Genomic DNA, 26,646 nt, shown 5'->3' with positions numbered 1-26,646 from the left:
ATTCATTCAAATAACAATTTCTTCTCTTTGAACGTAATCATCACAGTTGTCCCTTCGCCGACCACAGAATGCAAATGTAATTCATGGCCCAATTTATCCGCAATTTTCTTAGATAAATAGAGCCCTAATCCTGAAGATTGATGCGTCAAACGTCCATTATAACCAGAAAAACCTCGCTCAAATACACGGAGAAGATCGGAATTTTGAATCCCCAAACCAGTATCTTTCATATGCAAGGTATCTTCCTGAAAGAAAATTTCAATGCTACCTTGCTTCGTATATTTGAGACTATTAGAAAGCACTTGCTCTAAAATGACAAGAAACCACTTTTTATCTGTAATAACGGTGTGATTTAAATCATGCAAATTCAAACTAAGACCTTGCTGAATAAAGAAAAGCGTATATTTTTTGACGACTTCTTTAACTAAATCCTCTATATTTTCTTTCTCTACGACCAAGTCATCATGGAAGCTTTCTAACCGCAAATACTGCAAGACTAAGTTCGTATAAGAGTCAATCTTAAACAACTCCTGCTCCAATTGATTTTTGAACGTCTGCTCTTGTAAATCCTGCACCAAGAGCTTGCTCGCAGCAATCGGTGTCTTAATCTGATGCACCCAAAGTGTATAATAATCCAGTAAATCACTCTGCTTTTCTTGATGCTGTATTTTTAGCTCTTTTTTATCTTTTTCTAAAGTTCTAATTCTGGAGGTGAGCAATGCTTCTAAAGGAGTGTACGCATCGCTTTCACCATATAAGACAGCATGACGAAAATTTTGATATTGTTTCACAAAGTCTAAGATGAGTCCTATTAAGCTCGTCAAAAGCAAGAGTATTATAACATATTGCAAAACGGTGCGTTCATCTTCAAAAAGATAAGAAAAAATAAACAACAAACTATAAAAAATAAATAACAATGAACATAAAAGTTTTCGAGAACGCAGATAATATTTGAAAAATAGATGCTTATTCTGATGTTCCATTAATTAACCTGTACCCTATACCTTTCTTTGTTTCAATGAAATTCTTGAGACCGACTTCTTCTAATTTCTTGCGCAGCCGTGCAACATTCACAGATAAGGTATTATCATCAATAAAGAAATCACTATTCCAAAGTTCTTTCATGAGATCATCACGCGAAACAATACTGCCAGAATGCTCAAATAGCACACGCAGAATTTGAAATTCATTTTTCGTTAACGTAATCACTTCTCCATAATACATCATATCCATGGACTTGAGATTGAGAATAACCCCATGGTATTCCAACAAACTTTGATCTGTCCCAAATTCATACGAACGACGCAAGAGTCCTTGAACCTTAGCCAACAAGACATTATTGTCAAATGGCTTCGTCACAAAATCATCTCCGCCCATGTTAATCGCCATGACAATATCCATCGCCTGATCACGTGAAGATAAAAACATAATAGGCACTTTAGAAATCTTGCGAATTTCTTGGCACCAATGATAACCATTAAACAACGGTAGACCAATATCCATCAGGACTAGATGCGGTTCTTCCTTGACAAAAATCGTCAGCACCTGCATAAAATCCTCTACAGCAATCACCTCAAATCCCCATTGTTCCAGCATTTTTTTGACTTGTTGACGAATGACGGCATCGTCTTCCACTAATAATATCTTGTGCATCCTATCCCTCATTTCCGCTTTCTTTCTCTATTATAACAAAGACTTGCGAAAATATGCTATACTAACAATAGATTTTCAGAAAAGAGAACCTTTATGGGAAATATTTTTAACTATTTAGAAGATGTACAATACGACAGTATCTACGATCAGCCCTTTACAGAGCTAGATATTCTGCTTTTGACCGAGATCACGTATCTAAACTATGACACAATCGTAACGGACGATTTTGACCTGCAAAAAGCCAGCCGTTTAACTGATGTGCCACAATACATGCCCCAAGAAAATTCCATGATGAATACCAAACACCGCTTGGCACTTTTGGACCAAGCCGCTAAGGTGAAACGCTATAAGAACATCAAACTCTTGGGTTATGTGAATGATATTGATCTTGATGTGCAAAAACAATTTGCTGCTATGACTTATAAGATTGATTTGGATACCTTTGTCATTGCTTTTCGCGGAACAGATGATTCCATTATCGGCTGGAAGGAAGATTTCCATATGACTTATATGGAACATGTCCCTGCCCAGCAAACTGCTGTACGCTACGTTCAAAAGGTCATGCAGGCTTTTCCAACAGCGACCTTTATCTTGACAGGACATTCCAAAGGTGGCAATCTAGCGACTTACGCTGGCAGCCAAGTGGAGCCTGCCTTGCAAGCAAGAATTTCTCAAATCTATAGTTTTGACGCTCCGGGATTGAATCACACAGTGATTGAAACAGACGGCTATCAGGAAATGGCTTCAAAAATCAAGCGCTACATTCCGCAGGGCTCTATTGTCGGGATGATGCTGGAAACACCTAAGCAAGCGCACATTGTAAAGAGTGTAGCTATTGGTGGTATTGCCCAGCATGATACCTTCTCTTGGCAAATTGAAAATGAGCACTTTGTCTTACTTGACACGCTCAACCCAGACAGCATTCAGACAGACAAAACTCTCAAAGAATGGGTGGAGACGGTTCCCGATGATGAACTTAAAGATTTCTTTGATGTCTTTTTCGGCCTCATTTTAGACGCTCAAATTACGTCCATTGATGAATTTTTCCAACCCAACAGTATCAAGAAATTGCTGACTATCGTCCAAAATGCCCAAGCCCTTACCGAGCAAGAAAAAGAAATGCTCAGCCGCCTAACACGCCTGCTCATCTCTATCCGTTACCAAGCTTGGATTGACGACTTTAAAACACCTAATCCAGCTGTTTTTATGATCGATATACGAGAAAGCTGGACTAGTCTGGCGGAGAGGTTTTCGTTTTTAAATAAAGATGAATAGTGCATCATTATGTTTTATACTACAAAAGGGAGTCCTGTCTCACTCCTTTTTTTAACTACTACTCAAATAGGTCGTCCGAGCCTCAGACGGAGCAAACTTCTTCTCAGGCAGGCTATCCGAGCCTCAGACGAAGTGAACCACTTTTCAGGCAGACTGTCCGACTCTCGGACGACGTGAACTACTTTTTAGGAAAATTATCCGGCCCTCAGACGTGGGGAAACAATTCTTAGATAAGCCGTTGATGTAGGTATAGACTACCAATTTCTTTTATTCCATTGACCGTAACGATAAACAAAGCGAGGCTGAGACATTATTGTCCCAGCCTCCTTTTTAATTCTAATCTTCCTGTGGGCTCACCCAATCAAGCTACCATTTGGTACATTTTGATTTACTGTGAGCAGAGTTAGTTGATTACCATATTCTGCTGAGAGGATCATGCCTTGGCTGATACGTCCCATCATCTTGCGTGGTTTGAGGTTCGCTACGATTTGGACTTTCTTGCCAACCAATTCTTGCTCGTTTGGATAGTATTTAGCAATCCCAGACAGAATTTGACGATCTTCGCCGTCTCCCGCATCCAAGCGGAATTGAAGCAATTTATCAGAACCTTCAACTTTAGAAACTTCTTTAACCTCTGCGACACGGATTTCTACTTTGTCAAAATCGTCAAACTTGATTTCCTTGCGGTTGAGTTTGAGTTCTACTTCTTCTGGCTCCCATTCCTTTTCAATGGCTGGCTTATTGGCTTCCATTTGCTCCTTGATGTAGGCAATCTCTGCGTCCATGTCTAGGCGTGGGAAGATTGGTGTTCCTTTTTTAACCACAGTTAAGCCTGCTGACAATCCTGCCAAGTTAAGATTTTCCAGCGAAGTTGCCTCTGGCAAACCAAGCTGACTCAAGATAGCGTCACTTGTTGTCATCATAAATGGCTTGATCAAATGTGCCACCACACGTAAACTAGCTACCAAATGTGCCATAACCGCTGCTAAATCATCACGTTTAGCTTCATCCTTCGCCAATATCCACGGAGCTGTCTCATCAATGTATTTATTGGTACGAGAAATAATATTCCAAACCGCTTCAAGGGCGCGTGGATAATCCACAGCATCCATCTGTTTGTGGTATTGTGCCAAACTATCAGCAACTACTGCTGCCAAATCAGCATCGAAGTCCGTCACATTTTCCACATAAACTGGAACTTCACCTTCAAAATACTTGTTAATCATAGCAACCGTGCGGTTGAGGAGGTTACCAAGGTCGTTAGCTAGTTCATAGTTGATACGACCAACATAATCTTCTGGCGTAAAAGTGCCATCAGAACCGACTGGAAGACTACGCATGAGATAATAGCGAAGCGGATCAAGTCCAAAACGCTCTACCAGCATTTCTGGATAAACGACATTTCCTTTAGACTTAGACATCTTGCCGTCCTTCATAACAAACCAACCGTGGGCAATCAGGCGCTCTGGTAATTTCAAGTCTAACATCATGAGCATAATTGGCCAATAAATGGAGTGGAAGCGCAGAATGTCTTTCCCAACCATATGAAAGACTGTACCGTTATTCCAGAATTTTTCAAAGTTGGCATCCGCATCCTGACCATAGCCCAGAGCTGTTACATAATTTAGCAGAGCATCAATCCAGACATACACAACGTGTTTTGGATTGGACGGTACAGGCACTCCCCAAGTGAAGGAAGTCCGTGATACTGCCAAGTCTTCCAATCCTGGCTCGATAAAGTTTTTGATAATTTCATTCATGCGACCATCAGGCTGAATAAAGTCTGGATGTGCATGGAAAAATTCTACCAAACGGTCAGCGTACTTACCCAAACGCAAGAAGTAAGATTCTTCTGACACCCATTCAACTTCGTGACCTGATGGGGCAATTCCTCCGATAACCTTGCCAGTTTCATCACGGAAAACTTCTTCTAACTGACTTTCAGTGAAAAATTCTTCATCAGAAACAGAGTACCAGCCTGAATATTCACCCAAGTAAATATCATCTTGAGCTAAGAGACGTTCAAAAACATCTGCTACTACTTTTTCATGATAATTATCGGTTGTGCGGATAAACTTATCATAAGAAATATCCAGCAGTTGCCAAAGTTCTTTTACTCCTTTCGCCATCCCGTCCACATATTTCTGAGGAGTAACACCCGCTTCTTCTGCTTTCTGTTGAATCTTTTGACCGTGCTCATCAAGCCCTGTCAAATAAAAAACATCATAACCCATAAGACGCTTGTAACGAGCAAGGACATCGCAGGCAATGGTCGTGTAAGCAGAGCCAATGTGGAGCTTGCCGCTTGGATAATAGATTGGTGTTGTAATATAAAAATTCTTTTCAGTCATAGTTTTTCCTTTCAAGGCAAATGAAACCTTTTTTAGTAACACTTTATTATAACATATTACACAGCTTTTTAAATGAAAAATAGAGTTGACTTACGTTGTACTCATAATCATTAGTATATTATTCTTGCTTAAATCTTATTCTTAGTATAAAATAATAGTATTGAATGAGGCTTGTTTTATATGAACTTAGTATGTTATAAATGAGTTTTCGTTCTCTACACTACGTTTTATGAGGAGTTATGGAAACGAATGAAAATGATAGGTTGGGTGGCGACATTCATGTCTGTTATGATGTATGTATCTTATATCCCACAAATTATGGACAATTTAGCTGGACATAAGGGAAACTTTATCCAACCTTTGGTAGTTGCAATCAACTGTAGCCTTTGGGTTTATTATGGTTTGTTTAAAAAAGAACGCGATTTACCACTTGCTACTGCAAATGCTCCAGGTATTGTATTTGGATTTATTACTGTACTAACAGCAATGTTCTAATCCTGATTGAATTCTCTTACTGTCCTATCTGACAGTAAGGATTTTTGTTGACAGTTCTTACAAGAATAGAATTACAAACAAAAATTCTGATTTACTCAAAAACAAAAGCTCTATCTGGATGGACTAGTCAGATAGAGCTTTATTTTTTATATTTGTGCCGTTTTAGAAAAAGATTTTTTAATATTCCTTTGCTATCTTTAATGCTATCTGTTTTTAAACTATAATTTCAACAGCAGCTTCATTTTTCACCTTTTTATCTCAAATAAGCTTCGCAGCACCTTTATCCTAATTTCTCTGCAAGATTCCTAGCAAGATCTCCTTTTCTCTTTTTCGCTTTTATCTATTCAAAAAGGAAAATACTCTTAATACGTCACAACGCTCAAGTTACCACTTTCATATTCTGCGATGAAGATATTAGAAATATCAGTATAGCCTTCCTTAGCAAGCCTCTCGATTAACCATTCTTCTGTTTTGTCAATAGAATCTAAAATATCAATCTGGACAACACCGTCTGTGATAATGGGGTATTTCGGATTTTCCTCACCTGCCTGTACGACAATAAGCTGACCGTTTTGTTCCATGACTGCTCGTTTAACTTGCTTTAGTTGAAAAATTCCTTGGCTACGCAACTTCAGAGCCACATCAGCCGCTGAAAGGCCAACGGAGCGGCAGGCTTCAGGGCTTAACTTCCCGTGCTGAATCAGGGTAGTCGGTTTACCATCAATCAAATGCTTGACTGTCCGAATATTGTTATTGAGCCATTTTAGAGTCAAGACCAAAATCGTCCACATAATGAGGATGATCGCATACTGGAGAATGTTAATAGAACTATTGTAAATCACCCCACCAATAATACCACCTAGAACATAATTTTGAATCTGGTCGATTGCGGAATTAGGTGCCAGATTTCCTTTTCCTGTCACATTGATAACAAACACGAGTGAAAACAGCCCCAACGCTAGTTTAATCAGGATTTCAAGAAAATTCAATGTCATTTTTTAACCTCCACTAATTTGATATCCGTTGTCTTATGTAATTTAATTTTTTCCAGTAAATACTTATCTGGCTCACTGCCACTCATAGCTCGATAAAAATCTTCTCCAACTTTTAAAATCGCTCCATCCGTCGCAGCTGAAGTGTTGACATAAACCTCTGACTTATCTACTCCCAAATCTTTTGAAATAACTTCAATAAAATGAAGAGAAGTTTGGAACTGGTTATTAGAGGCTTGATTGGTCTGAAAAGTACTAATCCCAATCAGAACGATAGCAATCAAAGACAAAATGGAGATAATCGCCAATTCACGAAATTTCGAATCGCGCTTATTTCGATAAGCCTTAAAAGCAAAAAAACTGTCACAAGTAACAACAAAATAGAAAGTCCAATCGTCACCCAGTTTTGCTGGTTGATTTGACTCAAAACATAATCATAAGAATAAAATTTCATTTTTTCTCCCTCTATTTTCTCGGTCTATTATAGAAAATTTTTCAATATTTCTAGAAATCGTATTTTAACAAGATAATAGGAGCGAGACAAAAATCAGCAACTCAAAGAGTTCAATTTTGTCGTCCCGCTCCCACAACGATAATTAGACTAAAAAAGTTTCAAGCTAAACAGCAAATGAATCAATGTATCCTTTTAGATAACCAGTAAGAATAAATCATTGGCACTACAATCATAATGATTAGAGTAAAAACAAGCACGAACGTAACTGCAATCTGAACGAAACCATTAAAGAAAATGATAATACCACCAATTACCCAAATTTTACCAGCCAGACGATGTGTCTTTATCCAATTATCATCATTATCCAAAGTCCATGGTAAACGTATACCAACCGTATAATTGCGACGAGTTTTTGGCATGTAATTCCCAATAGCAATAAATAGAACTCCTAAAAACATACCATTCATCAGAGCATGATTAACTGCATAACCCAAGGCTTGCGCATAAATAGCTGTCATGACTAAACAAGATGTCAAAGGAATAATCCAATAAACCAGATGCCACATTTTCAAGCTAATATTCTTAGATTTAGGATCCTTGCTAGTCACAAATAAACAAAACCAATGTAGAAGCAGCAGAAAACTAGGAATACCAAAAACAGTAAACCCTCGACTACTGAATCCATTTACTTGATTCGAAAAATCAAAATGCGTTGCGACTGTTTGGGGCAACTGTTGCCAGAAAAAGCAGCCTATCAACATAGGCACCAAAATACTAGCACTTGTTAGTATCAATAGTTTTTTATCAATCTTCATTAGTCTTATCTCCTTTCAATTCAGCTAACCAAACTACAATTTCTTCCAAGACTGAAGTATTGAGTTCATAATAGATATAATTTTTCTGGCGCGTCTCCAAAATCAAATCTGCTTTTTTTAAAATATTAAGATGGTGCGAAATGGTAGCTCCCGTCAGCTCAAAATGTTCCGCTATTTCCCCAGCAGACAGACTGCCCATTTTTAACAAATCTAAAATCGCTCTTCTCACAGGATGAGATAAGGCCTTAAAGGTATTAGCGAAACTCATGAGTTTCCCTCTTTTCTTTTTGTAAAATGGCTAGCGCTAAACACAAGAAAGGTAAAACTGCCAGAAGTCCTGTGGGTGTCGGACCTAGAATACGCAAGGCTAATGCTTTTTCTGTTGGCAATTGAAATAAAAGACCCACGCCAACAATGGCATTAACAGCACCGTGCAAGAGTGCTGGAGCCCAGATAGAATTCGTCTTTTCCATCACCCAACTTAATAAAACGCCTAAACTAAAACAAAAAACAAACATTGCAAGCACTCCCAGCCAAGGATATGCAAAATAAGTTAGTCCATAATTATATCCCTGCAAATTAATCGGCAGATGCCAAATACTCCAGATAAGTCCAACTAATAAGTGTGCTTGAACTATTGAAAAACGCTTGCGTAGTGCTGGATAAAGATAACCACGCCACCCAATTTCCTCACCAATAGCAAACAGACTATTAAGAAAAGGCGCATACGTCAAAGCTGAAAATAGTTGTGCAAAAATAACGATCTGTATGGGAAGATTTATTTGAGGACTACCTGTTCTTCCCAGCATTTCTCGCAACATCTCAAAACCAAGACTAAACTGTTTGCTAAAGACGATGTAATACAGTCCTGCTCCTAAAAAACTCAATACCGCAGGCAACCAAAGCACTAATAAATAATAGCGCCAACATCCTTTGAGATTTGTTGAAAATTGAGCCTGTAATTTCATGTTTGCTGATCTCATTTTCTTTAAGATAAAAAAAGCAAAAGCTGGCATCCACATGGCAAGAATAGTTCCAGCCTGAGCGATAGGCTCGCCAAGCTTGACATTAGCTAACCATAGCCCAATCCAAATCAACCAAGCTAAGCTATAAGATAAAAAAATAAAAGTAAGCATATCCGTTTTCTTCGACATTTAAGTTACACTTTCTATTTAGATAATCTTCTAAATAGAATTATACTCTTTCTTTTAAAAAACACAAGACCTATTTAGACTTTTTTCTAAATAGTTTTAAAAAAGAAAGAGGGCAGGACAAAATCAATAACTTAAAGAGTTGGATTTTGTCATTCCGCTCCGCAGCAGCAATGATTAGCTCCAGTAGTCCGAGGAGCTGTTGAAGGCTACAAATACAGCTAACGAGAGCAGCGTCAATAAACTTGATTAAAACTTTGTTATTGCTTTCTACGAAAGATCTATTTATCACCTGCCCTATTTTTTGAGTAAACCACACTAAACTGCGTTTTACAAACAATATTATTATAAAAACATTTTCCCAAATCTCTTTTACAAAATCAAAGATACTATCAAAACAAGAAGAACAGTAAGAATAGAAAGTGTCACAGCCAGACTTACCCAAAAACCAGCTGTGTTCCTTGGATTGTTCCCAATTCCCACACCGATTTCTTTAGGTATCCAAAATGGTTCAGTAGAAGATTGCTTTCCCTTCAAACGAAGTAACCTAATCAGGTACCAAATAAAGAATATGAATAAAACAATATGTAACAATAGTCCTCCCATTATATCTCCTTTCACCAGTATTATACACTTTACTCTCCTTTTTACAACCTCAAACTCGCCGAGTCAGTCATTTTTTGATACAATAGAAAAAAATGAATCTAGAAAAGGTATCTATATGAAACTCATTTCTTGGAATATTGACTCTCTCAATGCAGCTTTGACCAGTGACTCCGCACGCGCGCAATTGTCACAAGCTGTTTTACAGACTTTAGTAGGATTAGACGCTGATATTATCGCCATTCAAGAGACTAAATTATCTGCTAACGGACCAACTAAAAAACATCTAAAAGTTTTGGATGAATTATTCCCACATTATGAAACTACATGGCGCTCTTCTATAGAACCTGCACGTAAAGGTTATGCAGGAACTATGTTTTTATACAAAGAGAATCTATCTCCAAAAATAACCTTCCCAGAAATCGGTGCACCTTCTACTATGGATGCCGAAGGGCGTATTATTACCCTTGAGTTTGAAAAATTCTTTGTCACACAAGTCTACACTCCCAATGCAGGTGATGGTTTAAAACGTTTAGAAGAACGACAAATCTGGGACAAAAAATATGCTGACTATCTAACAGCTTTAGACATAGAAAAACCTGTCCTTGCGACAGGGGACTACAATGTAGCCCACAATGAGATTGACCTCGCTCATCCTTCTAGCAACCGTCGCTCACCTGGATTTACAGATGAAGAACGATCCGGATTTACCAATCTGTTAAATCGTGGTTTTACGGATACTTTCCGTTACATTCACGGCGATATTCCAAATGTTTATAGCTGGTGGGCACAACGCAGCAAGACCAGCAAAATCAATAACAGTGGCTGGAGAATTGATTACTGGCTGACTAGCAATCGAATTGCAGATAAAGTAACCAAGTCAGAAATGATTGACTCAGGTACAAGGCAAGACCACACACCAATTGTATTGGAAATTGAGTTATAAAAAAAGAGGTTTCTCCTCTTTTTTTCAATCAAAATGATACAGTTGTGGATACTGGTCACATTCAGGATTTCTTGGGTGGCAAATTTCACGACCAAAGCAAATCATAGCTTGGTGAGCTGGAAGCCATTCATTTTTGGGCAGAACTTCCATCACACGTTGTTCGACTTCTAAAGGACTAGCGGACTTTTTAACAATATCATGGTGTTTGCAAATCCGCTCCACATGGGTATCCACCGCAAAAGCTGGAATACCAAAGCCAACACTCATGACCACATTGGCTGTTTTGCGTCCCACACCCGCAAGACTTTCCAATTCTTTTCGTGTATGTGGGACTTGACCGCCAAAGTCATCTAGCAACTGCTGAGCACATTTTTTCAAAAACTTAGCCTTATTGCGATAAAGCCCCAGACGAGCAATATAGCTGGCAATTTCGCTTTCTGAAGCCGCCGCCATTTCCTGTGGAGTTGGATAGGCTTTAAAAAGGGCTGGTGTGACTGTGTTGACTGCTGCATCGGTCGTTTGAGCTGACAGCATGACTGCGACTAACAATTCAAAATGATTGGTAAAATTCAAGCTAGGTTTTGCATCTGGAAATAGGGCGATGATTTCCTCAATTACCTTTCGCGCACGTTTTTTTGATAAAACCATTTTTTCTCTTTTCGTTTTTTACTAATATTCAATGAAAATCAAACAGTCTCACAGACTGTTTAGCAACCTTGCAAGGTGAGACTATACAAAATATCTGACGGAATATGTTGTATCGGATGATTAAATCAAAAGAGCGACGATTAACATTTTCAAATTTTAGTTCTATCTCACTCCCAAGATAACAAGGTTTGAAGAAATTTTCTCAGTATATAAAAACATTATAACACGAACAGCAATGATACCAAAATAGAGAGCTTAAAAAGAAGTGAGACGACAAAATGGATTTCTTTAAAATCGCAATTGTTGCCTCACTTCTTTTTTATTTACAAATCTAATATTGCATATTCTATGCGGTAGCCTATTTGCAGGATTTTTCCGTCTTTTTCTAAGATTGGTCGTTTGATGAGCATGCCATCGGTTGCTAAAAGCTCTGCGGCTTCTTCGTCGGACAATCCTGATAGTTTATCTTTCAAACCTAGCTCACGATATTTGAGCCCGCTAGTGTTGAAGAAAGATTTGATGTTTAAATCAGAATTTTCCATCCAAGTTAAAATTTCCTCTTTACTCGGTGTTTCCTTGACAATATCTACTGCTTCAAAGTCCAAACCCAACTGGCTTAATTCAGCCTTGGCTTTGCGACAGGTCGAACATTTTGGATATTCAATAAATCGTAACATATCATTTTCTCCATTTGTATCATTTATCTAAAGCTTTCTCGCTAAGCTCTACGCCTTCATGCTTCAGCAACCACATTTTCTTGTCTAATCCCCCAGCATAACCGGTTAATTGCCCTTGACTTCCCAGAACTCGATGACAGGGAACGATGATAGAAAAGGGATTTCTGCCCACAGCGCCACCAACAGCCTGCGCCGAGTGAATATCTAACTCCTTTGCTATCTGACCATACGTGACCGTTCTCCCATAAGGAATAGTTTGCAAATAAGCCCAGACCCGTTGTTGAAAATCCGTCCCAACAGGAGCCAAAACAAGACTCGAAAAGTCTGGATACTTTCCGCTAAAATAATCATCTAGCAAAAGACGAGTTCTTTTCAGAATATCATTTTCTACTGGCATCGTAGCTTTCTCTAAACCACGCTCAAAATATTTCTGCTTGAAAAACCAAGCTCCAACAAGCCCTGTCACATCAGCAACCAAAGACATTTCTCCTAAAGGGGAAATATAAATTTGTTTATAAAAAGTCATTTTTACTCACTGACTTGCTCATGATAACGAGCATATAATTCACTCTTATTCCAGCCGTATTTTTTCGCTACTTCTTTGATAGCTTGATTTTTCTTTGCTCCTGCTGCTACTAGAAGATCAACCTCTGCCAACAAATCCGCTTCTGACTGTTCAATCTCTTCTTCCTTAAAACCTTCTACGATTAACAAACATTCACCTTTTAGTGGATTTTCCGTAATAAAGCCAATCACTTCCGAAATCAAGCCGCGCTGGTATTCTTCATAAATCTTAGTTAATTCCCGTACTAGTACTACAGAACGATCCCCATAGATACTGAGCATATTTTCTAAAGTGGCTTTGACCCGATGAGGAGATTCGTAAAAAATCTGTGTCTCTAGATAGGCTTTTTTATTAGAAAAAAACTCTTTTTGCTGACCAGACTTGCGTGGCAAAAATCCATAAAAAATATGAGGTTGTGGAGCTAAGCCACTAGCTATCAAAGCTGAAATGCCTGCGCTGGGACCAGGCACAGTCACTACTGCGATTTCCTCAGCAATAGCAGCTTTAACTAAATCATGCCCCGGATCCGAAATACTAGGCAAGCCGGCATCCGAAACCTGAGCAATATTCTGCCCGCTTTTCAGCAAACGAATCAAATCAGGGATTTTTTCTTTGGCATTATGCTCGTGAAAGCTAATCTGCTTCTTAGTAATACCAAAATGCTTGAGCAACAAACCAGTATTTCTGGTATCTTCTGCTGCAATGAAATCGACTTCTTTCAGAGTATTCACCATACGGATGCTCATATCGTCCATATTCCCAATCGGAGTAGCCACCAGATAGAGCTTCCCATAAGGAGACTGACCTTTAAAACTTTTTTGAATCTGCATGCTTACTCCCTAAACAGCAACTCGTCACAAAACATGCATTCTGCATCATTTTCACGGCGTTGACCATAAAAATCCGTACAGACATGAAAACCGTCTTCGTATAATTTACGCAGATTATCGCGATTTCTTTTTGTTTTTGGTGTTGTTGTATGCTCCACTTGGCCCAATCGCTCTCGTAATTTATCATTTTCCAAACGAAGCGCTACGTTTTCTTCTACTACGCCTTTCAGATTTTTCTTAATTGCCTCTACTTCTGCCAAAGTCACAAGCAGATTTTGAGAAAATTCATCAAGAGCATCAAATAATTCTTTTTTATTCATCCTCACTACCATTTTCCTGTGCCAACGTAGCACATCATTCTCTTTCTTGTAACACCATATATTCTAGTGCATTTTGAAAACTAACATTTGCTTGCCACATTTTCCTCGCTGTAAATATACCGTCTAAGTAATAGCGTCCACACTCTGTTTCCATCTCTTTAGCAAATAAAATTTCCAGCACCTTCAAAGCCTGTCCTTGCTTTTCCTTATCATCAGCCAGACTAGCTAACTTCGCAACCTGCAAATAGGCGATTGCTTTTTGATTCAAGCAAAAAGATACAAGACATTCACATTCATTAACTAGTTCAAAAAATGATGAACTAGCTGCCAAACGCATAGCTTCTTCTTCCGTCTGACTGTAAACTGTCAACAATTCTGCTTGCATCTTCATCACTCCAGCTTGTTCTAATTCCTCAAACAAATATGCTTTATTTTTCGGAAAATAAAATCGCTGCGCTCGACTTTTAATGGTCGGCAAAATAAGGTTTTCATCTGCCGTCAGTAAAAAAATATACACTTCACTTTGCGGCTCTTCAATCACTTTCAGCAGTGAATTAGCCGCATTGACATGCATTTTTTCTGCGTCACAAATGATAAAAACTTGCTTGTTGCTCTCAAATCCAGACTGCGAAAAATTGCGTACCAATTCTCTGACTCGCTCTGTCTTTATAATATTATTGATTGGTCGAACAACCGTCACATCTGAAAAATCCTCTGCCTCAATCAAGCAGCAATTTCGACATTCACCACAGGGTAAGACACCATTTTTATTGGTACAAAATAAACTCTGTGCTAAACATTGAGCCATCTCAAAACTACCGCAAGCTCCTGTAAACAAATAAGCATGATTCAGCCGATGTTGCTGTAAAATGTGCTCAAAACGCTCAAACAAAACTGGCTGCAACTGAGCTAATTCTTCTATTTTCATCTTAAACTCTCAACTCGTTCTGCCAATACTGCTAAAGTATCTGCGACGACCTTTTCTAATGGCTGACTGGCATCAATCTTTCTCACACGATTTGGCTCTTTTTCAAGAATAGACAAATATCCCTCACGCACGCGCTGGTGCCATTCCACACTTTCACGATCCAAACGGTCCGCACCACGCTCTTTGCTCTTAGCAATACGAGCCAAGCCCTCCTCTGCTTCAATATCAAAATAAAGGGTCAAATCTGGCTTCAAACCGTCGGTCGCAAAATCATTCAGCCAATCAATATCAGCCACCTTCAGACCTCGACCAAAACCTTGATACGCCACCGAACTATCAATAAAGCGATCCACCAGCACCATTTCACCACGATCTAAAGCAGGCAAAATACGTTCCACCAAATGTTGCCTGCGACTGGCAATATAAAGGAGCAATTCCGTTTTTTCATCGATTTCCGTATGCTTCGGATCTAAAACAACATCGCGAATCTTCTCCGCAACTGCCACTCCACCAGGCTCACGCGTTGTGACAAACGCCTGCCCTTTTGCTTCTAAAATGGGAATCAAAGCTTCTAAAACACTTGATTTTCCTGCACCATCTGGTCCCTCTAAAGAGATGAACATTCCTTTTGACATACTAACTCATTTCTTCCTTTTTCTCCTTTCTATTTTAACAAAAAACTCCAGAAAAATCATTGTCAGAAAAAGTTTAAAAAAATTTTTTCAAAATGATACATAAGTTTTCAAGATTTGATACAATAGAATGTACAGAAATTATTAGGAGGTTATCATGTCTAAGTTTAAAAACTATCTAACGATTGTTCTAGGAGCTGGAATTTTTGCTTTTGCAATCAATTATCTGATTATTCCGAATCATTTGTATGAGGGAGGCGCAACTGGTGTGACCCTCATTACATACTATCTTTTTAAGATTCCTGTTTCACTGATGAATCTCATCATCAACATTCCTCTTTTCATTATTGCTTGGAGAATTTTTGGATCGCGACTTTTGTACTCTAGCATCTTAGGAACCTTTGCCGTTTCTGCTTGGCTGACGATATTTGAAAAAATCCCTTTCGTGATTAACCTTGAAGGCGACCTCGTGATTGTGACGCTTCTGACAGGGATTATTGCTGGTGTTGGACTAGGAATTGTTTTCAATGCCGGTGGTACGACTGGCGGTACCGATATTATTGCTCGAATCGCTAACAAGTATACGAATATCTCCATGGGAAAATTGATGTTTACTGTAGACTTCTGCGTCCTTATTTTCGTTATACTTGTTTTTAAAGATGTTCGCCTAGTGACTTATACCTTGATTTTTGTCTTTATCGCTTCACGAGTGATTGACTTGATTGGTGAAGGCGGTTATGCCGGCAAGGGCTTCATGGTTATTACTAGCCGCCCAGAAGAATTGGCAAAGAAAATTGATGAAGATCTCGGTCGTGGAATTACTTTCATCAATGGACAAGGCTACTACAGCGAGAATGATTTGAAACTCATTTACTGCGTCGTTGGACGAAACGAAATGCAATCCATGAAAAAAGTTATTCATAGCGTCGATCCACATGCCTTTATTACCATTACAGATGCCCATGAAATCCTTGGTGAAGGCTTTACCTTAGATGTCAATAAGCAACCGATTCAGAAATAATCTTGCTCCCATTATAAAAAAACGCATGAACACAGTTAAATGAACTGCTCTCATGCGTTATTTGTTGTCTTATAATGCTTTTGCTGAAGTACGGGTAATGTTTTCTACCTGAATGCCTTTGTCTTCAAATTTCGCTTTTAAAGCCGGCAAATCCACATTACCATCAATTTGAACTTCAATGATAACTTTGCCATCTTTGCGTGGAATATTAACAGCGTTAGAGATATTGAGATTTTCTTCGACAATCAAATGCACAATCTTCTCCAACACGCCGACTTCATCTTCTGTAATGAAACGCACGCGAATGCCTTCTTCACCATAGCCAGCAATTTCAAGAAAGGCTCTGAAAACATCACGATCTGTAATGACGCCGTATACTTGCTGATTGTCCACCACTGGCAAAATGCCAATTTTATTTTTCAACATCAAGTAAGTAGCATCTTCCAAACTAGCAAATTGTGACACCGTCACCACATCACGAATCATGACGTCTTTAATCTTTGTCTTGTTTAGCAAATAATTCATCTCGTAAATGGATAAGCTCGTTGCTTTTGAAGGGCTTGCTTCGGCAATCGTTCCTTCAGTCACCAAACCAACCAATTGGTCATTTTCAATAACAGGAAGCCGGTGTAATCCCTGCTCACGCATAATATCCGCCGCATGCGCTACTGTCGTGTCTGGGCTAATATACACCACTTTTCGCGTCATAAAATCTTTAACTGCCATGGAAATCTCCTTTATCTCTGATTTTTCAGTTCTATTATACTGTATTTTCTAGTTTATTTCAAACGCTTTCAAGGTACTTGCTTATGTTTTCAAGAATACTATTAGTGAATAAAAAAGAAGTAGAAAACCACTTCTTTCTCCTTTTTCACCCACCAAGATAAGCCTTGCGGACTTCATCGGAAGCGAGCAATTCTTTTCCTGTGCCAGACAACACGATGTTTCCTGTTTCTAAAACGTAGCCACGGTCGGCAATTGAGAGGGCTTTATTGGCATTTTGCTCGATCAATAGAACAGTTGTGCCTTGCTTTTGAATATCTTGAATAATATCAAAAATTTCTTGAATGAAGAGAGGAGCTAGCCCCATTGAAGGCTCATCCAAAAGTAGGAGTTTTGGAGTAGACATAAGTGCTCTCCCCATAGCAAGCATCTGCTGCTCGCCTCCAGAAAGAGTTGCAGCGTCTTGATTTTTACGTTCCTCTAAACGCGGAAAGCGTGAGAAGACTTTTTTTAGATTCGCTTGATTTTCATCACGATTTGTCTTTAAGAAAGCACCCATTTCTAGGTTTTCCAAAACAGTCAGGCCTGGGAAAACATGGCGTCCTTCGGGTACCTGAGAAAGCCCTGCTGCTACAATTTTCTGAGCAGGAACTTTTTGAATTTCATTTCCTAGAAACTCAATTTTTCCTGCACTTGGACGAACCAGTCCTGAAATGGTCCGAAGAATCGTGGTTTTTCCGGCACCATTGGCACCGATGAGAGAAACAACTTCGCCCTCATTGACTTCAAAGCTGACATCTCGGACAGCCTGAATCATGCCATAATGGACAGAAAGATTTTCAACTTTTAGCATAGACATTAGGCTTCACCTCCCAGATAGGCTTCGATAACACGCTTATCATTTTTGATCTCGTCAGGAGTTCCGTGTGCGATCAAACGACCATACTCCAATACATAAATTCGCTCCGTCACTTCCATGACTAAACTCATGTCATGCTCAATCAGCATAATTGTAATCTGAAATTCATTTTTTATGCGACGAATTAACTCTGTCAATTCTGCTGTTTCTTGTGGATTCATTCCCGCAGCAGGCTCATCAAGAAAGAGAATTTTTGGTTCTGTTGCTAGAGCACGCACAATTTCCAAACGACGTTGTTGACCGTAAGCTAAATTCTTAGCAAGTGTTTCTGCTTCACCGTCTAGGTCAAAGATTTTTAGTAATTCCAGAGCCTTCTCACGCAATTCTGCTTCATTTTTATAGAAAGCTGGCAAACGAAAGAAGCTAGCAAAAACATGTGCTTTGTGGTGATTTCCCAAAGCAATCAAGACATTCTCTAAGACTGTCAAATCTTTAAACAAGCGAATATTTTGGAATGTTCGACTGAGCCCTAAAGAAGCAATCTTATAAGGAGCCTTGCCATTGAGCAAATGCCCATCCAAGGTCACGCTTCCTTCACTTGGCTCATAAACACCGGTCAGTAAATTAAATAAAGTTGTTTTTCCTGCACCATTTGGACCAATGAGACCGACTAATTCCCCATCATTCAGCTCCAAGGTTACATCACCAACAGCAGTCAACCCACCGAAATTTTTTGTTAGATTTTTTACATCAAGAAGCGCCATTAGTTGACCTCCTTATCTTTTTTAAAGAAGCGTGAGAGGCTTAATTCCCATGTACCAAGAAGTCCTCCTGGACGGAAAATCATCACCAAAATTAAAGCAAGAGAGTAGATAATCATCCGAATACTTGCTACATTTTGAAGTACCATGTTTAAAATTCCCAAGACAATCGCTGCAACAATGGTTCCTGTCATGGAACCCAAGCCACCAAATACCACGATAATCAAGACATTGATGCTATTGATAAAAGTATAATCTTTCGGCACAACAGAGCCGATAAATCCTGCTTGGAGTGAGCCTGCGATACTAGCTGTCATCGCCCCAAAAACAAAAGCAATGACTTTGATTTTAGTGGTATTAACCCCTACAGATTCTGCTGCAATTTCATCTTCACGAACTGACAAGGTTGCTCGTCCAATCGGGCTGCGCAAGAAATTGATGGTTAAAATGGTTGTGATAACTACAAAGAAATACACCATTTGCCAATTGGTAAAGGCAGGAATACCCAATATACCCGCAGCTCCATTGGTCAAATCACCACCGTTAATGATTAAAATGCGAATGATTTCAGAGACTCCAAGCGTTGCAATCGCCAAATAATCACCTTTCAAGCGAAGAGTAGGAATCCCGACAACCAAAGCCACTGCTCCTGCAATCAATGCTCCTAACACCATAGCCGCAAAAAAGGCAGGATAAGTAGCTGTTCTCGAACCAATAATTGCAGCCGCATAAGCACCAATTGCCATAAAACCAGCATGTCCCAGAGAAAATTGACCTGAGAAACCGACAATCAAATTCAAACCTACTGCTAAAATAATGTTAATGCCGATTTGTTGTAAGATTTGTAAGTAAAAATCATTCAAAACTCCAGCGCTGACAAGTAAGGCAATCAAACCATACCCTGCAAGAAGGAGCACAAACCATAAAATATTTACTTTTACATTCTTTTTCATAGCCTATACCTTCTCTTTCACATTCTTACCAAGAATTCCTGCAGGACGAACAAGCAAGATTAAGATTAAAATACCATACACAATCGCATCACGGAAATCTGACATACCAAAAGCTGTCGCAAAAGTTTCTAATAGACCAATGACAAAGCCTCCCAATGCTGCTCCTGGGATAATACCAATCCCACCAAGTACTGCAGCGACAAACGATTTCAACCCTGGTGTCATTCCCATCAAAGGCTCAAGGGAATTATAATAAAGCGCGATGAGTACACCTGCTGCTCCTGCCAAAGCAGAACCTAAAGCAAAAGTGAAACTAATTGTACGATTGACATTGATTCCCATTAACTGCGCCGCATCACTATCGACTGAAACTGCCCTCATCGCTTTCCCCATTTTGGTCTTTTGAACAATGACTTGCAATAACACCATCAAGATTAAGGAAATGACCAAAATCATCAGTTGGATATTGGTGAGACTAATCGGTCCAAAATTATAACGAACCGTTTCAATCACTTGCGGGAACGAACGAGTATTGGCTCCCACAAAATAGACCATCACATATTCCAAGAAAAATGAAACACCAATCGCAGTAATCAAAGCTGCAATCCGAGTTGAATTTCTCAATGGACGATAAGCCAGAAACTCGACCAGCACACCTAAAGCTGCTGTCCCAACCATCGCCAAAATCAAGGCAAGGAAAAAATTAAGATGAAGAGAGTTAATCAGGAAATAGCCCATAAAAGCGCCCATCATATAAATGTCTCCATGAGCGAAGTTGATGAGTTTGATAATTCCATAAACCATGGTATAACCGAGAGCGAGCAAAGCATAGACACTCCCCAGAATCAGACCATTAACAAGTTGTTGGAGCATGGCCACCACACTTTCTAATTATAGTATAGAAGAAAGAACTATGTGATTTTTCACATTTTCTTATCTATCGTGAAAAAAGAGCGAGTCAAGTCATCATTTCAAAAAAATTGATTTTTCTCACTCATCTATTCTAAGTTTGAGCAAATGAGACCGTTAAACCTTTTAAGTCTCACTTCACAGTTGATTACTTTTCAACAGCTTAAAACATATCTAACAATCAATCACTAGGTATTACAAACCATAATAAAAAATATTCTTAAGACTAAGACTTTTGTCCCGCCTCTTTTCTTTTAGCCCGTATAAAGAGAAGTAACTATCTACGATGTTCACCATAAATAGTTACTCTTTTATACACTATAAAATATATTTTAAGCAATTTCTTGAGAAGGATTATGGCTTAACCGTTTCAGCTGCTGTGACCTTTCCATTGTTCATGGTCATCATAAAGGCTGTTTTAACAGTATTATGATTCTTGTCAAAGCTAGTATCACCTGTTACACCTTCAAAATTCTTTGTCTTAGCAAGATTGTCTTTGATGTCAACAGATGTTTTAGCACCCTTAGCAGCATTGGCAACAAGATAAACAGAGTCGTATGCTAGCGCTGCAAATGTTGAAGGTTCTTCATTGTTGTATTTCGCTTTGTAAGCTTCAAGGAATTTCTTTGCTTTATCTGAGACATCAACTGTTGAAGAGAAGCCTGAGATATAGTAGATATTTGAAGCTTTAGCTGGTGTTGCTTGTTGGACAAATTCTTCGCCATTAAAGCCGTCACCACCAACGATTGGCTTATCAATGCCCATACCACGCGCTTGGTTTACAATTTTACCAGCTTCTGTATAATATCCAGGTACGATAATGGCATCAAAATCTTTGCCTTTCATTTTGGTAAGAGCTGCTTGGAAATCAGTATCACCAGCGACAAACTTTTCATCTGCAACAATCTCACCTTTGTAGGCATTACGGAAAGCTTTTGCAACACCTTTAGCATAGTCACTTGAGTTATCTGTATAAAGTACAACTTTTTTCGCTTTTAAATTTTCTGTAACATATTTAGAAATGATTTTCCCTTGGAAACTGTCTTGGAAAGTTCCGATGAATAAGTATTCTTGATTTTTCGTCAAACCGTCTTGTGTCGCACTAGGAGAAATCAAAGGGACACCTGCTTTTGTCGCATTGGGAACTGCCGCTGCTGTTGCACCAGAAGTTGCAGGTCCTACGACTGCATTTACTTTTGATTGGGTTACCAAGTTAGTCGTGACAGAAGCTGCTTCTGCTGTTTCAGATTTATTATCCTTGTCAACAACTTCAAGTTTCTTGCCGTCAATACCACCGGCTTTGTTGATTTCATCAACAGCCAGTTGGGCACCTTTTTGTTCAGCTGTCCCGTATGCTGCTGTTGCACCAGTTTCTTCAAAGTTGAATCCAATTTTAATGGTCTTGTCAGCAACTTTTGTACCAGTTGCATTGGAACCACCTGACTTTACTTCCCCACAAGCGGCAAGAAGGGCAACGCTTGCAAGAGCAACAAATGATAGAGCAAATTTTTTCTTCATATTCTTATCTCCTCGTTCCGAAATGATATGTTAAGAATATACCGAATTATCTGACAATTGTCAAGCGGTAAATGAGATTTTTTTATATGTTTACGTTTTCTTTATCTCTAAACAGACTTCCAACAAAGTCTGTGTCTAATTCTTGAATATGGCAGACTCGTACTTGTTTGACATATTTTTCTTTAGATAGTTTCTCAACAATACGATCTACTTGCACAGTATCTACATACAGCTGGAGGTAACGATGATTTTTAGAATGATAGACAATGTCCCCAATAGCTTCTATTTTTTTCACATCTCGATTATAATATAAATACACAATTATCCCTGTGCGTTCTTCTTTTTTAAACATGAATTTTCTTTCTAATTTATTTTTATCATTTATAAGTATATCAAAAAAATGCCCATCAGAGGACATTTTTCATACAGTAATAAACAAATGGATTAGTTTAATTTATTATTTGCCATAATTTCATCAATGAAACCATAATCCAAGGTTTCTTGAGCGCTCATCCAATAATCGCGTTCTGCGTCTTTATGTACTTGCTTAATGGTTTTCCCTGAATTATCCGCAAGGATTTTCTCCAAGTTATTCCGAGTTTTCAGCAAATGCTCAGCTGCAATCGCCATATCGGTTTGTTGCGTACCGCTACCAGTTCCGCCCATTGGTTGGTGAATCAAGTATTCTGCATTCGGCAACATGAAGCGTTTGCCTTTAGCACCGCTTGAAGCGATAATAGTTCCCATGGAAGCAGCCATCCCCATGACAATTGTTTGGACATCTGACTTGATGAAGTTCATGGTATCAACAATCGCTAGACCAGCCGATACAGAACCTCCTGGTGTATTGATATAAAGATAAATATCCTTTGTACTATCTTGAGCATCTAGGAAAAGCAGTTGGGCAATAATAGAATTGGCCATGTTGTCTTCAACTGCTCCAGTTAGCATAATAATGCGATCTTTTAAAAGACGCGAGTAAATATCGTAGGAACGTTCTCCACGGCTTGTTTGTTCAATAACTACAGGAATCATTGTATTCTCCTTTTCATCTGATATTTTAATCTGATCAACAATTCTTAGTGAGATTTTTCAAATATGAGACTATTATAGCCTTTTGGTCAAAAAAGGTCAAACATAAAACTCATTATTTTGTACCGAAAAGACGATCTCCTGCATCTCCCAATCCTGGAACGATATAGCCGTTTTCATTCAAGTGATCATCGAGGGCCGCTGTAAAGATTTCTACGTCTGGGTGAGCTTCTTGTAAAGCTTTCACACCTTCTGGCGCTGAAACAAGGCATACAAATTTAATATTGTGTGCTCCGCGTTTTTTCAATGAATCAATGGCTAAAATAGCTGAACCACCTGTCGCCAGCATTGGATCTACCACAAAGATTTGACGTTGGCTAATGTCTTCTGGTAACTTCACGAGGTACTCAACTGGTTTTAGGGTTTCTTCGTCGCGATACATACCAATATGTCCAACTTTAGCAGCTGGCACAAGGCTCAAAAGACCGTCCACCATACCGATACCTGCACGTAAGATTGGGACAATGGCTAATTTTTTACCAGCCAATTGTTTTTGAACCGTCTTTGTAATCGGCGTTTCAATTTCCACATCTTCTAATGGTAAGTCACGTAAAACTTCATAGCCCATCAGCATAGCAATTTCATTTACTAACTCACGAAAAGCCTTAGTAGAGGTATCCGTACGACGTAAGATAGACAATTTATGCTGAATGAGCGGATGTGCGATCACTTGAAATTTTTCCATGATTGGTTTTCCTTCTTTCAATTTATTCTTCTTATTATATCAAAAAAACATAAAAAAGGCTCGTGACAAACAAGCCTTTTCAAAGATTGTCAATTGTTTACAACCATTCATGGTATTTCTTAATATAAAGATGCTTCACAAACGTAACACTTGCCATATATAAAATCATGACAAGGATTAAGAATAAGAAATAAGTACCATTTAATGGAGCGACTTTTAAGAGAGCTGCAAAAGGACCGTAGGGCAATAAGGTTACAAAGAAGACGGCTGCTAGGGTCGTCATGACTACAGACAAAGCCGGTCTGCTTTGAATAAATGGCAATTTGGGTGAGCGCAACATGTAAATAACCATCGTTTGTGTCCACATGGACTCAATAAACCAGCCTGTTTGGAAAATAGTAATGAACTCGCTAGACATCCCATGATGATAAACAGAGCCAGTCATCATCGGTGCAACGATAAAGAACAAAATCAAGAAGGTCATACAGTCAAAAATAGAACTGATTGGACCAATCCAAGCCATGAAACGAGTAATGGATTTTGCACTCCAAATGCGCGGTTTTTGTAAAAATTCACAGTCGACATTGTCAAACGGCAAAGCGATACAAGAAATGTCATACACCAAATTTAGCACAATCAGATGAATCGGTGCCATAGGCAAAAATGGTAGGAAAATACTTGAAATCAACAAGGAAAAGATGTTCCCGAAGTTGGAACTGACTGTCATCTTGATATATTTGGTCATATTAGCATAGACTTTGCGACCTTCCACCAAGCCTTTTTCAAGCACCAACAAGTCCTTATCTAATAGGATAACATCAGCTGTTTCTTTAGCAATATCGACAGCTGTATCAACTGAAATCCCTACATCAGCTACTTTCATAGAAGGTGCATCATTGATGCCGTCTCCCATATAACCAACCTTGTGCCCATTTGCTTTCAGCTGCAAAATGATACGCGCTTTTTGGTCAGGAGATAATTTTGCAAAAACAGTTGTAGTTTCAACTACCTTGCTCAATTTTTCATCTGACATCGTTTCAATCACAGAGCCAAGTAGGATATGTTCTGCATCTAAACCAACTTTCTCACAGACCGCTTCTGTGACTTTTTCATTGTCACCTGTCAAAATTTTGGTGGCAACACCATATTCTGCTAAAGCCTTGATAGCAGGCGCCGCAGAAGGTTTTGGCGGGTCAAGAAAGGCAAGATACCCCGTCAAAATCATATCAGATTCATCTTCTACTGTGTATTCATAGTCAGCATCTAAGTCTGAGCGATAGCTGACGCCCAGCACGCGCAGTCCTTGTTCATTTAACTGTGCAACTTCTGCTGAAATTTCTTGACGAATTTCTTCCGTCAAAGGAAGGATTTTCCCTTTGTCTTCGACATAATTTGAAATGGCTAACATTTCTTCCAAAGCACCTTTTGTTACCATGCTAACGACATTTTCATCATCTCGAACCAGCACACTCATGCGGCGGCGTTCAAAATCAAAAGGCAATTCATCAATTTTCTTAAAAGTTTGGTCCAAGTTCCGAACGATTTCATGCTTTTCAGCTTCTTTTTCTGTCCGATTGATAATAGCACGATCCATTAGGTTTTTTAGCCCTGTTTGGTAATACGAATTAAGATAAGCCCTGCGAAGAACGGCTAAATCAAGCTCTCCATGAATATCCAGCGGATATTCCAAGACAATCTCATCTTGCGTCAATGTACCTGTTTTATCCGTGCAAAGGATATCAATCGCTCCCAAATCTTGAATGGCATTGAGTTTCTTGATGACAACTTTTTCTTTTGCCATAAGAATAGAACCCTTAGCCAAGCTTGCAGTGATGACCATAGGCAGCATTTCTGGTGTCAAACCAACACCGACACTAAGTGCAAATACACCAGCCTCCAACCAATCTCCGTCTGTCAGACCATTGATGAAAAAGACAACGGGCACAAGTACCAGCATGAGACGAATGAGCAGCCACGAAATACTGTTCATTTCCCGCTCAAATGAAGTTGGTTCGTCATACGTATTGAGCGTTTGCTCAATAGCACCCATCTTGGTATCGTCTCCAACGACCAGAACAAGAGCAATGGCACGACCAGAGATTACATTGGTTCCCATAAAGGCAAGTGCTTCAGACTCAAGCAAGCTATCTGTTTCTTTTGTCTCACATTTATCCAGCGCCATTTTTTCAACAGCATCACTTTCACCTGTCAAACCTGACTGTTGCACAAAGAAGTCGCGCGAATCTAAGATTAGCACATCTGCTGGTAGCATATCTCCTGCACTCAAGCGGATAATGTCTCCTACTACTAATTCTGTAATCGGAATTTCTTGCTCTTTTCCCTCACGGACGACTGTCACTGTATTGACAATCATACGTGAAAGATTGCTGGCTGCTTTGTCGCTCCGCAATTCTTGCACAAAGCGAATACTACCAGACAACAAGACAAGGACAACAATGATGATAAATGTCGTCGGGTCTTCTTGCCCTGGCTTTGCCAGCCAAACATTGGTCACCAAGGATACCAATGCAATGAGTAAGAGAATGACGGTAAAGGGATTGATAATGGATTCATAGATCTTTTTAAAAATTGAATCTTCTTGCCCTTTAGTCAATTCATTTTCGCCGTATATATCACGGTTTTCCTCAACTTGCTCTTCTGTCAGCCCTGCTCTGGAAGTGTTGAAAAAAGTCATCGTATCCAGTACAGACATGCGAAGAGCATCTGTTAATCTTTCTTTTGCTGTTTTCACTGATTTCTCCTCTATCTAAGACGCATCCAAGCAACAAA

At 39.1% G+C, this 26,646-nt stretch carries 29 protein-coding genes and 1 pseudogene; 4 read left to right on the top strand and 26 right to left on the bottom strand.

Going from position 1 to position 26,646, the window contains the following annotated elements:
• Positions 1–2: 2 nt before the first annotated feature.
• Together HMPREF2876_RS02010 and HMPREF2876_RS02005 are read right to left on the bottom strand one after the other, a co-directional pair.
• Positions 3–983 (bottom strand): sensor histidine kinase, encoded by a 981-nt coding sequence (locus HMPREF2876_RS02010; RefSeq protein WP_024052018.1) that lies wholly within the window; start codon positions 981–983, stop codon positions 3–5.
• Positions 967–1,653: a response regulator transcription factor gene (locus HMPREF2876_RS02005; protein WP_024052019.1), complete on the bottom strand. Its 687-nt coding sequence runs from the start codon at positions 1,651–1,653 to the stop codon at positions 967–969. Before HMPREF2876_RS02005 ends, HMPREF2876_RS02010 begins: the two co-directional genes overlap by 17 nt.
• A 93-nt stretch (positions 1,654–1,746) precedes the next feature.
• Here HMPREF2876_RS02005 and HMPREF2876_RS02000 point away from each other — a divergent pair, with 93 nt between their 5' ends.
• Positions 1,747–2,928, top strand: coding sequence for a DUF2974 domain-containing protein (locus HMPREF2876_RS02000; RefSeq protein WP_024052020.1), 1,182 nt, complete (start codon positions 1,747–1,749; stop codon positions 2,926–2,928).
• 353 nt (positions 2,929–3,281) lie between these two features.
• On the opposite strand, the gene metG is transcribed toward HMPREF2876_RS02000, so the two are convergent.
• Positions 3,282–5,279, bottom strand: coding sequence for a methionine--tRNA ligase (gene metG, locus HMPREF2876_RS01995; protein WP_024052021.1), 1,998 nt, complete (start codon positions 5,277–5,279; stop codon positions 3,282–3,284).
• 249 nt (positions 5,280–5,528) lie between these two features.
• Between metG and HMPREF2876_RS01990 the strand changes: the two genes are divergently transcribed.
• Positions 5,529–5,774 carry a SemiSWEET family transporter gene (locus tag HMPREF2876_RS01990; protein WP_024052022.1) on the top strand — a complete coding sequence of 82 codons (246 nt, stop codon included), beginning with the start codon at positions 5,529–5,531 and terminating at the stop codon, positions 5,772–5,774.
• Between the two features lie 362 nt (positions 5,775–6,136).
• Here the strand turns inward: HMPREF2876_RS01990 and HMPREF2876_RS01985 are convergent, their stop codons facing one another.
• The 6 genes and pseudogenes from HMPREF2876_RS01985 to HMPREF2876_RS01955 form a co-directional block, all read right to left on the bottom strand.
• Positions 6,137–6,769 carry a DUF421 domain-containing protein gene (locus tag HMPREF2876_RS01985; protein ID WP_003034245.1) on the bottom strand — a complete coding sequence of 211 codons (633 nt, stop codon included), beginning with the start codon at positions 6,767–6,769 and terminating at the stop codon, positions 6,137–6,139.
• Positions 6,766–7,220, bottom strand: a pseudogene (locus tag HMPREF2876_RS01980) (DUF3290 family protein). Before HMPREF2876_RS01980 ends, HMPREF2876_RS01985 begins: the two are co-directional and overlap by 4 nt.
• 179 nt (positions 7,221–7,399) lie before the next feature.
• Entirely contained in the window at positions 7,400–8,035 is a 636-nt protein-coding gene (locus HMPREF2876_RS01975; protein WP_070584042.1) for an SdpI family protein, read from the bottom strand.
• Positions 8,025–8,303, bottom strand: coding sequence for an autorepressor SdpR family transcription factor (locus HMPREF2876_RS01970; RefSeq protein WP_024052025.1), 279 nt, complete (start codon positions 8,301–8,303; stop codon positions 8,025–8,027). Before HMPREF2876_RS01970 ends, HMPREF2876_RS01975 begins: the two co-directional genes overlap by 11 nt.
• Entirely contained in the window at positions 8,290–9,189 is a 900-nt protein-coding gene (locus tag HMPREF2876_RS01965) for a CPBP family intramembrane glutamic endopeptidase (protein WP_070584040.1), read from the bottom strand. The genes HMPREF2876_RS01970 and HMPREF2876_RS01965 overlap by 14 nt, the downstream gene beginning before the upstream one ends.
• 369 nt (positions 9,190–9,558) lie before the next feature.
• The gene (locus HMPREF2876_RS01955; RefSeq protein ID WP_024052027.1) at positions 9,559–9,792 is read right to left on the bottom strand and encodes a hypothetical protein; all 234 of its coding nucleotides are present in this window, start codon (positions 9,790–9,792) and stop codon (positions 9,559–9,561) included.
• Between the two features lie 115 nt (positions 9,793–9,907).
• On the opposite strand from HMPREF2876_RS01955, the gene HMPREF2876_RS01950 reads away from it, so the two are divergent.
• Positions 9,908–10,735, top strand: a complete 828-nt coding sequence (locus HMPREF2876_RS01950; RefSeq protein WP_024052028.1) for an exodeoxyribonuclease III — start codon at positions 9,908–9,910, stop codon at positions 10,733–10,735.
• 24 nt (positions 10,736–10,759) lie between these two features.
• On the opposite strand, the gene nth is transcribed toward HMPREF2876_RS01950, so the two are convergent.
• The 7 genes from nth to tmk all read right to left on the bottom strand — a co-directional run bounded on the left by nth (position 10,760) and on the right by tmk (position 15,338).
• Entirely contained in the window at positions 10,760–11,383 is a 624-nt protein-coding gene (gene nth / locus HMPREF2876_RS01945; protein WP_024052029.1) for an endonuclease III, read from the bottom strand.
• Positions 11,384–11,706: 323 nt separating this feature from the next.
• Entirely contained in the window at positions 11,707–12,060 is a 354-nt protein-coding gene (locus tag HMPREF2876_RS01940; RefSeq protein ID WP_024052030.1) for an arsenate reductase family protein, read from the bottom strand.
• Between the two features lie 19 nt (positions 12,061–12,079).
• Complete coding sequence (locus HMPREF2876_RS01935; protein ID WP_070584038.1) at positions 12,080–12,586, bottom strand: methylated-DNA--[protein]-cysteine S-methyltransferase; 507 nt, start codon at positions 12,584–12,586, stop codon at positions 12,080–12,082.
• Between the two features lie 2 nt (positions 12,587–12,588).
• A complete protein-coding gene (gene rsmI, locus HMPREF2876_RS01930) occupies positions 12,589–13,455 on the bottom strand; it encodes a 16S rRNA (cytidine(1402)-2'-O)-methyltransferase (protein WP_070584036.1) in 867 nt (288 codons plus the stop codon).
• Between the two features lie 2 nt (positions 13,456–13,457).
• Positions 13,458–13,775 (bottom strand): DNA replication initiation control protein YabA, encoded by a 318-nt coding sequence (gene yabA, locus HMPREF2876_RS01925; RefSeq protein ID WP_003025601.1) that lies wholly within the window; start codon positions 13,773–13,775, stop codon positions 13,458–13,460.
• A 34-nt stretch (positions 13,776–13,809) separates the two neighbouring features.
• Positions 13,810–14,703 carry a DNA polymerase III subunit delta' gene (locus HMPREF2876_RS01920; protein ID WP_024052033.1) on the bottom strand — a complete coding sequence of 298 codons (894 nt, stop codon included), beginning with the start codon at positions 14,701–14,703 and terminating at the stop codon, positions 13,810–13,812.
• A complete protein-coding gene (gene tmk / locus HMPREF2876_RS01915; protein ID WP_024052034.1) occupies positions 14,700–15,338 on the bottom strand; it encodes a dTMP kinase in 639 nt (212 codons plus the stop codon). The genes HMPREF2876_RS01920 and tmk overlap by 4 nt, the downstream gene beginning before the upstream one ends.
• 154 nt (positions 15,339–15,492) lie before the next feature.
• On the opposite strand from tmk, the gene HMPREF2876_RS01910 reads away from it, so the two are divergent.
• Positions 15,493–16,356 (top strand): YitT family protein, encoded by an 864-nt coding sequence (locus HMPREF2876_RS01910; RefSeq protein WP_070584034.1) that lies wholly within the window; start codon positions 15,493–15,495, stop codon positions 16,354–16,356.
• A gap of 69 nt (positions 16,357–16,425) precedes the next feature.
• Here HMPREF2876_RS01910 and HMPREF2876_RS01905 read toward each other — a convergent pair whose 3' ends face one another.
• The 10 genes from HMPREF2876_RS01905 to mgtA form a co-directional block, all read right to left on the bottom strand.
• On the bottom strand, positions 16,426–17,082 hold the full coding sequence (locus HMPREF2876_RS01905; RefSeq protein WP_024052036.1) for a CBS domain-containing protein: 657 nt from the start codon (positions 17,080–17,082) through the stop codon (positions 16,426–16,428).
• A 145-nt stretch (positions 17,083–17,227) separates the two neighbouring features.
• Positions 17,228–17,938, bottom strand: a complete 711-nt coding sequence (locus HMPREF2876_RS01900) for an ABC transporter ATP-binding protein (protein WP_003032369.1) — start codon at positions 17,936–17,938, stop codon at positions 17,228–17,230.
• Positions 17,938–18,702, bottom strand: coding sequence for an ABC transporter ATP-binding protein (locus tag HMPREF2876_RS01895; protein WP_003032371.1), 765 nt, complete (start codon positions 18,700–18,702; stop codon positions 17,938–17,940). Before HMPREF2876_RS01895 ends, HMPREF2876_RS01900 begins: the two co-directional genes overlap by 1 nt.
• Positions 18,702–19,652: a branched-chain amino acid ABC transporter permease gene (locus HMPREF2876_RS01890; RefSeq protein ID WP_024052037.1), complete on the bottom strand. Its 951-nt coding sequence runs from the start codon at positions 19,650–19,652 to the stop codon at positions 18,702–18,704. Before HMPREF2876_RS01890 ends, HMPREF2876_RS01895 begins: the two co-directional genes overlap by 1 nt.
• Before the next feature lie 3 nt (positions 19,653–19,655).
• Positions 19,656–20,525 (bottom strand): branched-chain amino acid ABC transporter permease, encoded by an 870-nt coding sequence (locus HMPREF2876_RS01885; protein ID WP_024052038.1) that lies wholly within the window; start codon positions 20,523–20,525, stop codon positions 19,656–19,658.
• A 390-nt stretch (positions 20,526–20,915) separates the two neighbouring features.
• Positions 20,916–22,079: an ABC transporter substrate-binding protein gene (locus HMPREF2876_RS01880; protein ID WP_024052039.1), complete on the bottom strand. Its 1,164-nt coding sequence runs from the start codon at positions 22,077–22,079 to the stop codon at positions 20,916–20,918.
• Between the two features lie 82 nt (positions 22,080–22,161).
• A complete protein-coding gene (locus HMPREF2876_RS01875) occupies positions 22,162–22,431 on the bottom strand; it encodes a DUF2129 domain-containing protein (RefSeq protein ID WP_042754006.1) in 270 nt (89 codons plus the stop codon).
• Between the two features lie 92 nt (positions 22,432–22,523).
• Complete coding sequence (locus tag HMPREF2876_RS01870; RefSeq protein ID WP_224783675.1) at positions 22,524–23,138, bottom strand: ATP-dependent Clp protease proteolytic subunit; 615 nt, start codon at positions 23,136–23,138, stop codon at positions 22,524–22,526.
• Between the two features lie 88 nt (positions 23,139–23,226).
• Positions 23,227–23,856 (bottom strand): uracil phosphoribosyltransferase, encoded by a 630-nt coding sequence (gene upp, locus HMPREF2876_RS01865; RefSeq protein WP_003025639.1) that lies wholly within the window; start codon positions 23,854–23,856, stop codon positions 23,227–23,229.
• Between the two features lie 97 nt (positions 23,857–23,953).
• Positions 23,954–26,608, bottom strand: coding sequence for a magnesium-translocating P-type ATPase (mgtA, locus tag HMPREF2876_RS01860; protein ID WP_024052042.1), 2,655 nt, complete (start codon positions 26,606–26,608; stop codon positions 23,954–23,956).
• Between the last annotated feature and the right edge of the window lie 38 nt (positions 26,609–26,646).

This window comes from Streptococcus sp. HMSC073A12 (assembly GCF_001812815.1).
GTDB lineage: Bacteria > Bacillota > Bacilli > Lactobacillales > Streptococcaceae > Streptococcus > Streptococcus vaginalis.
This window is presented reverse-complemented; position numbering and strand designations above follow the sequence as displayed.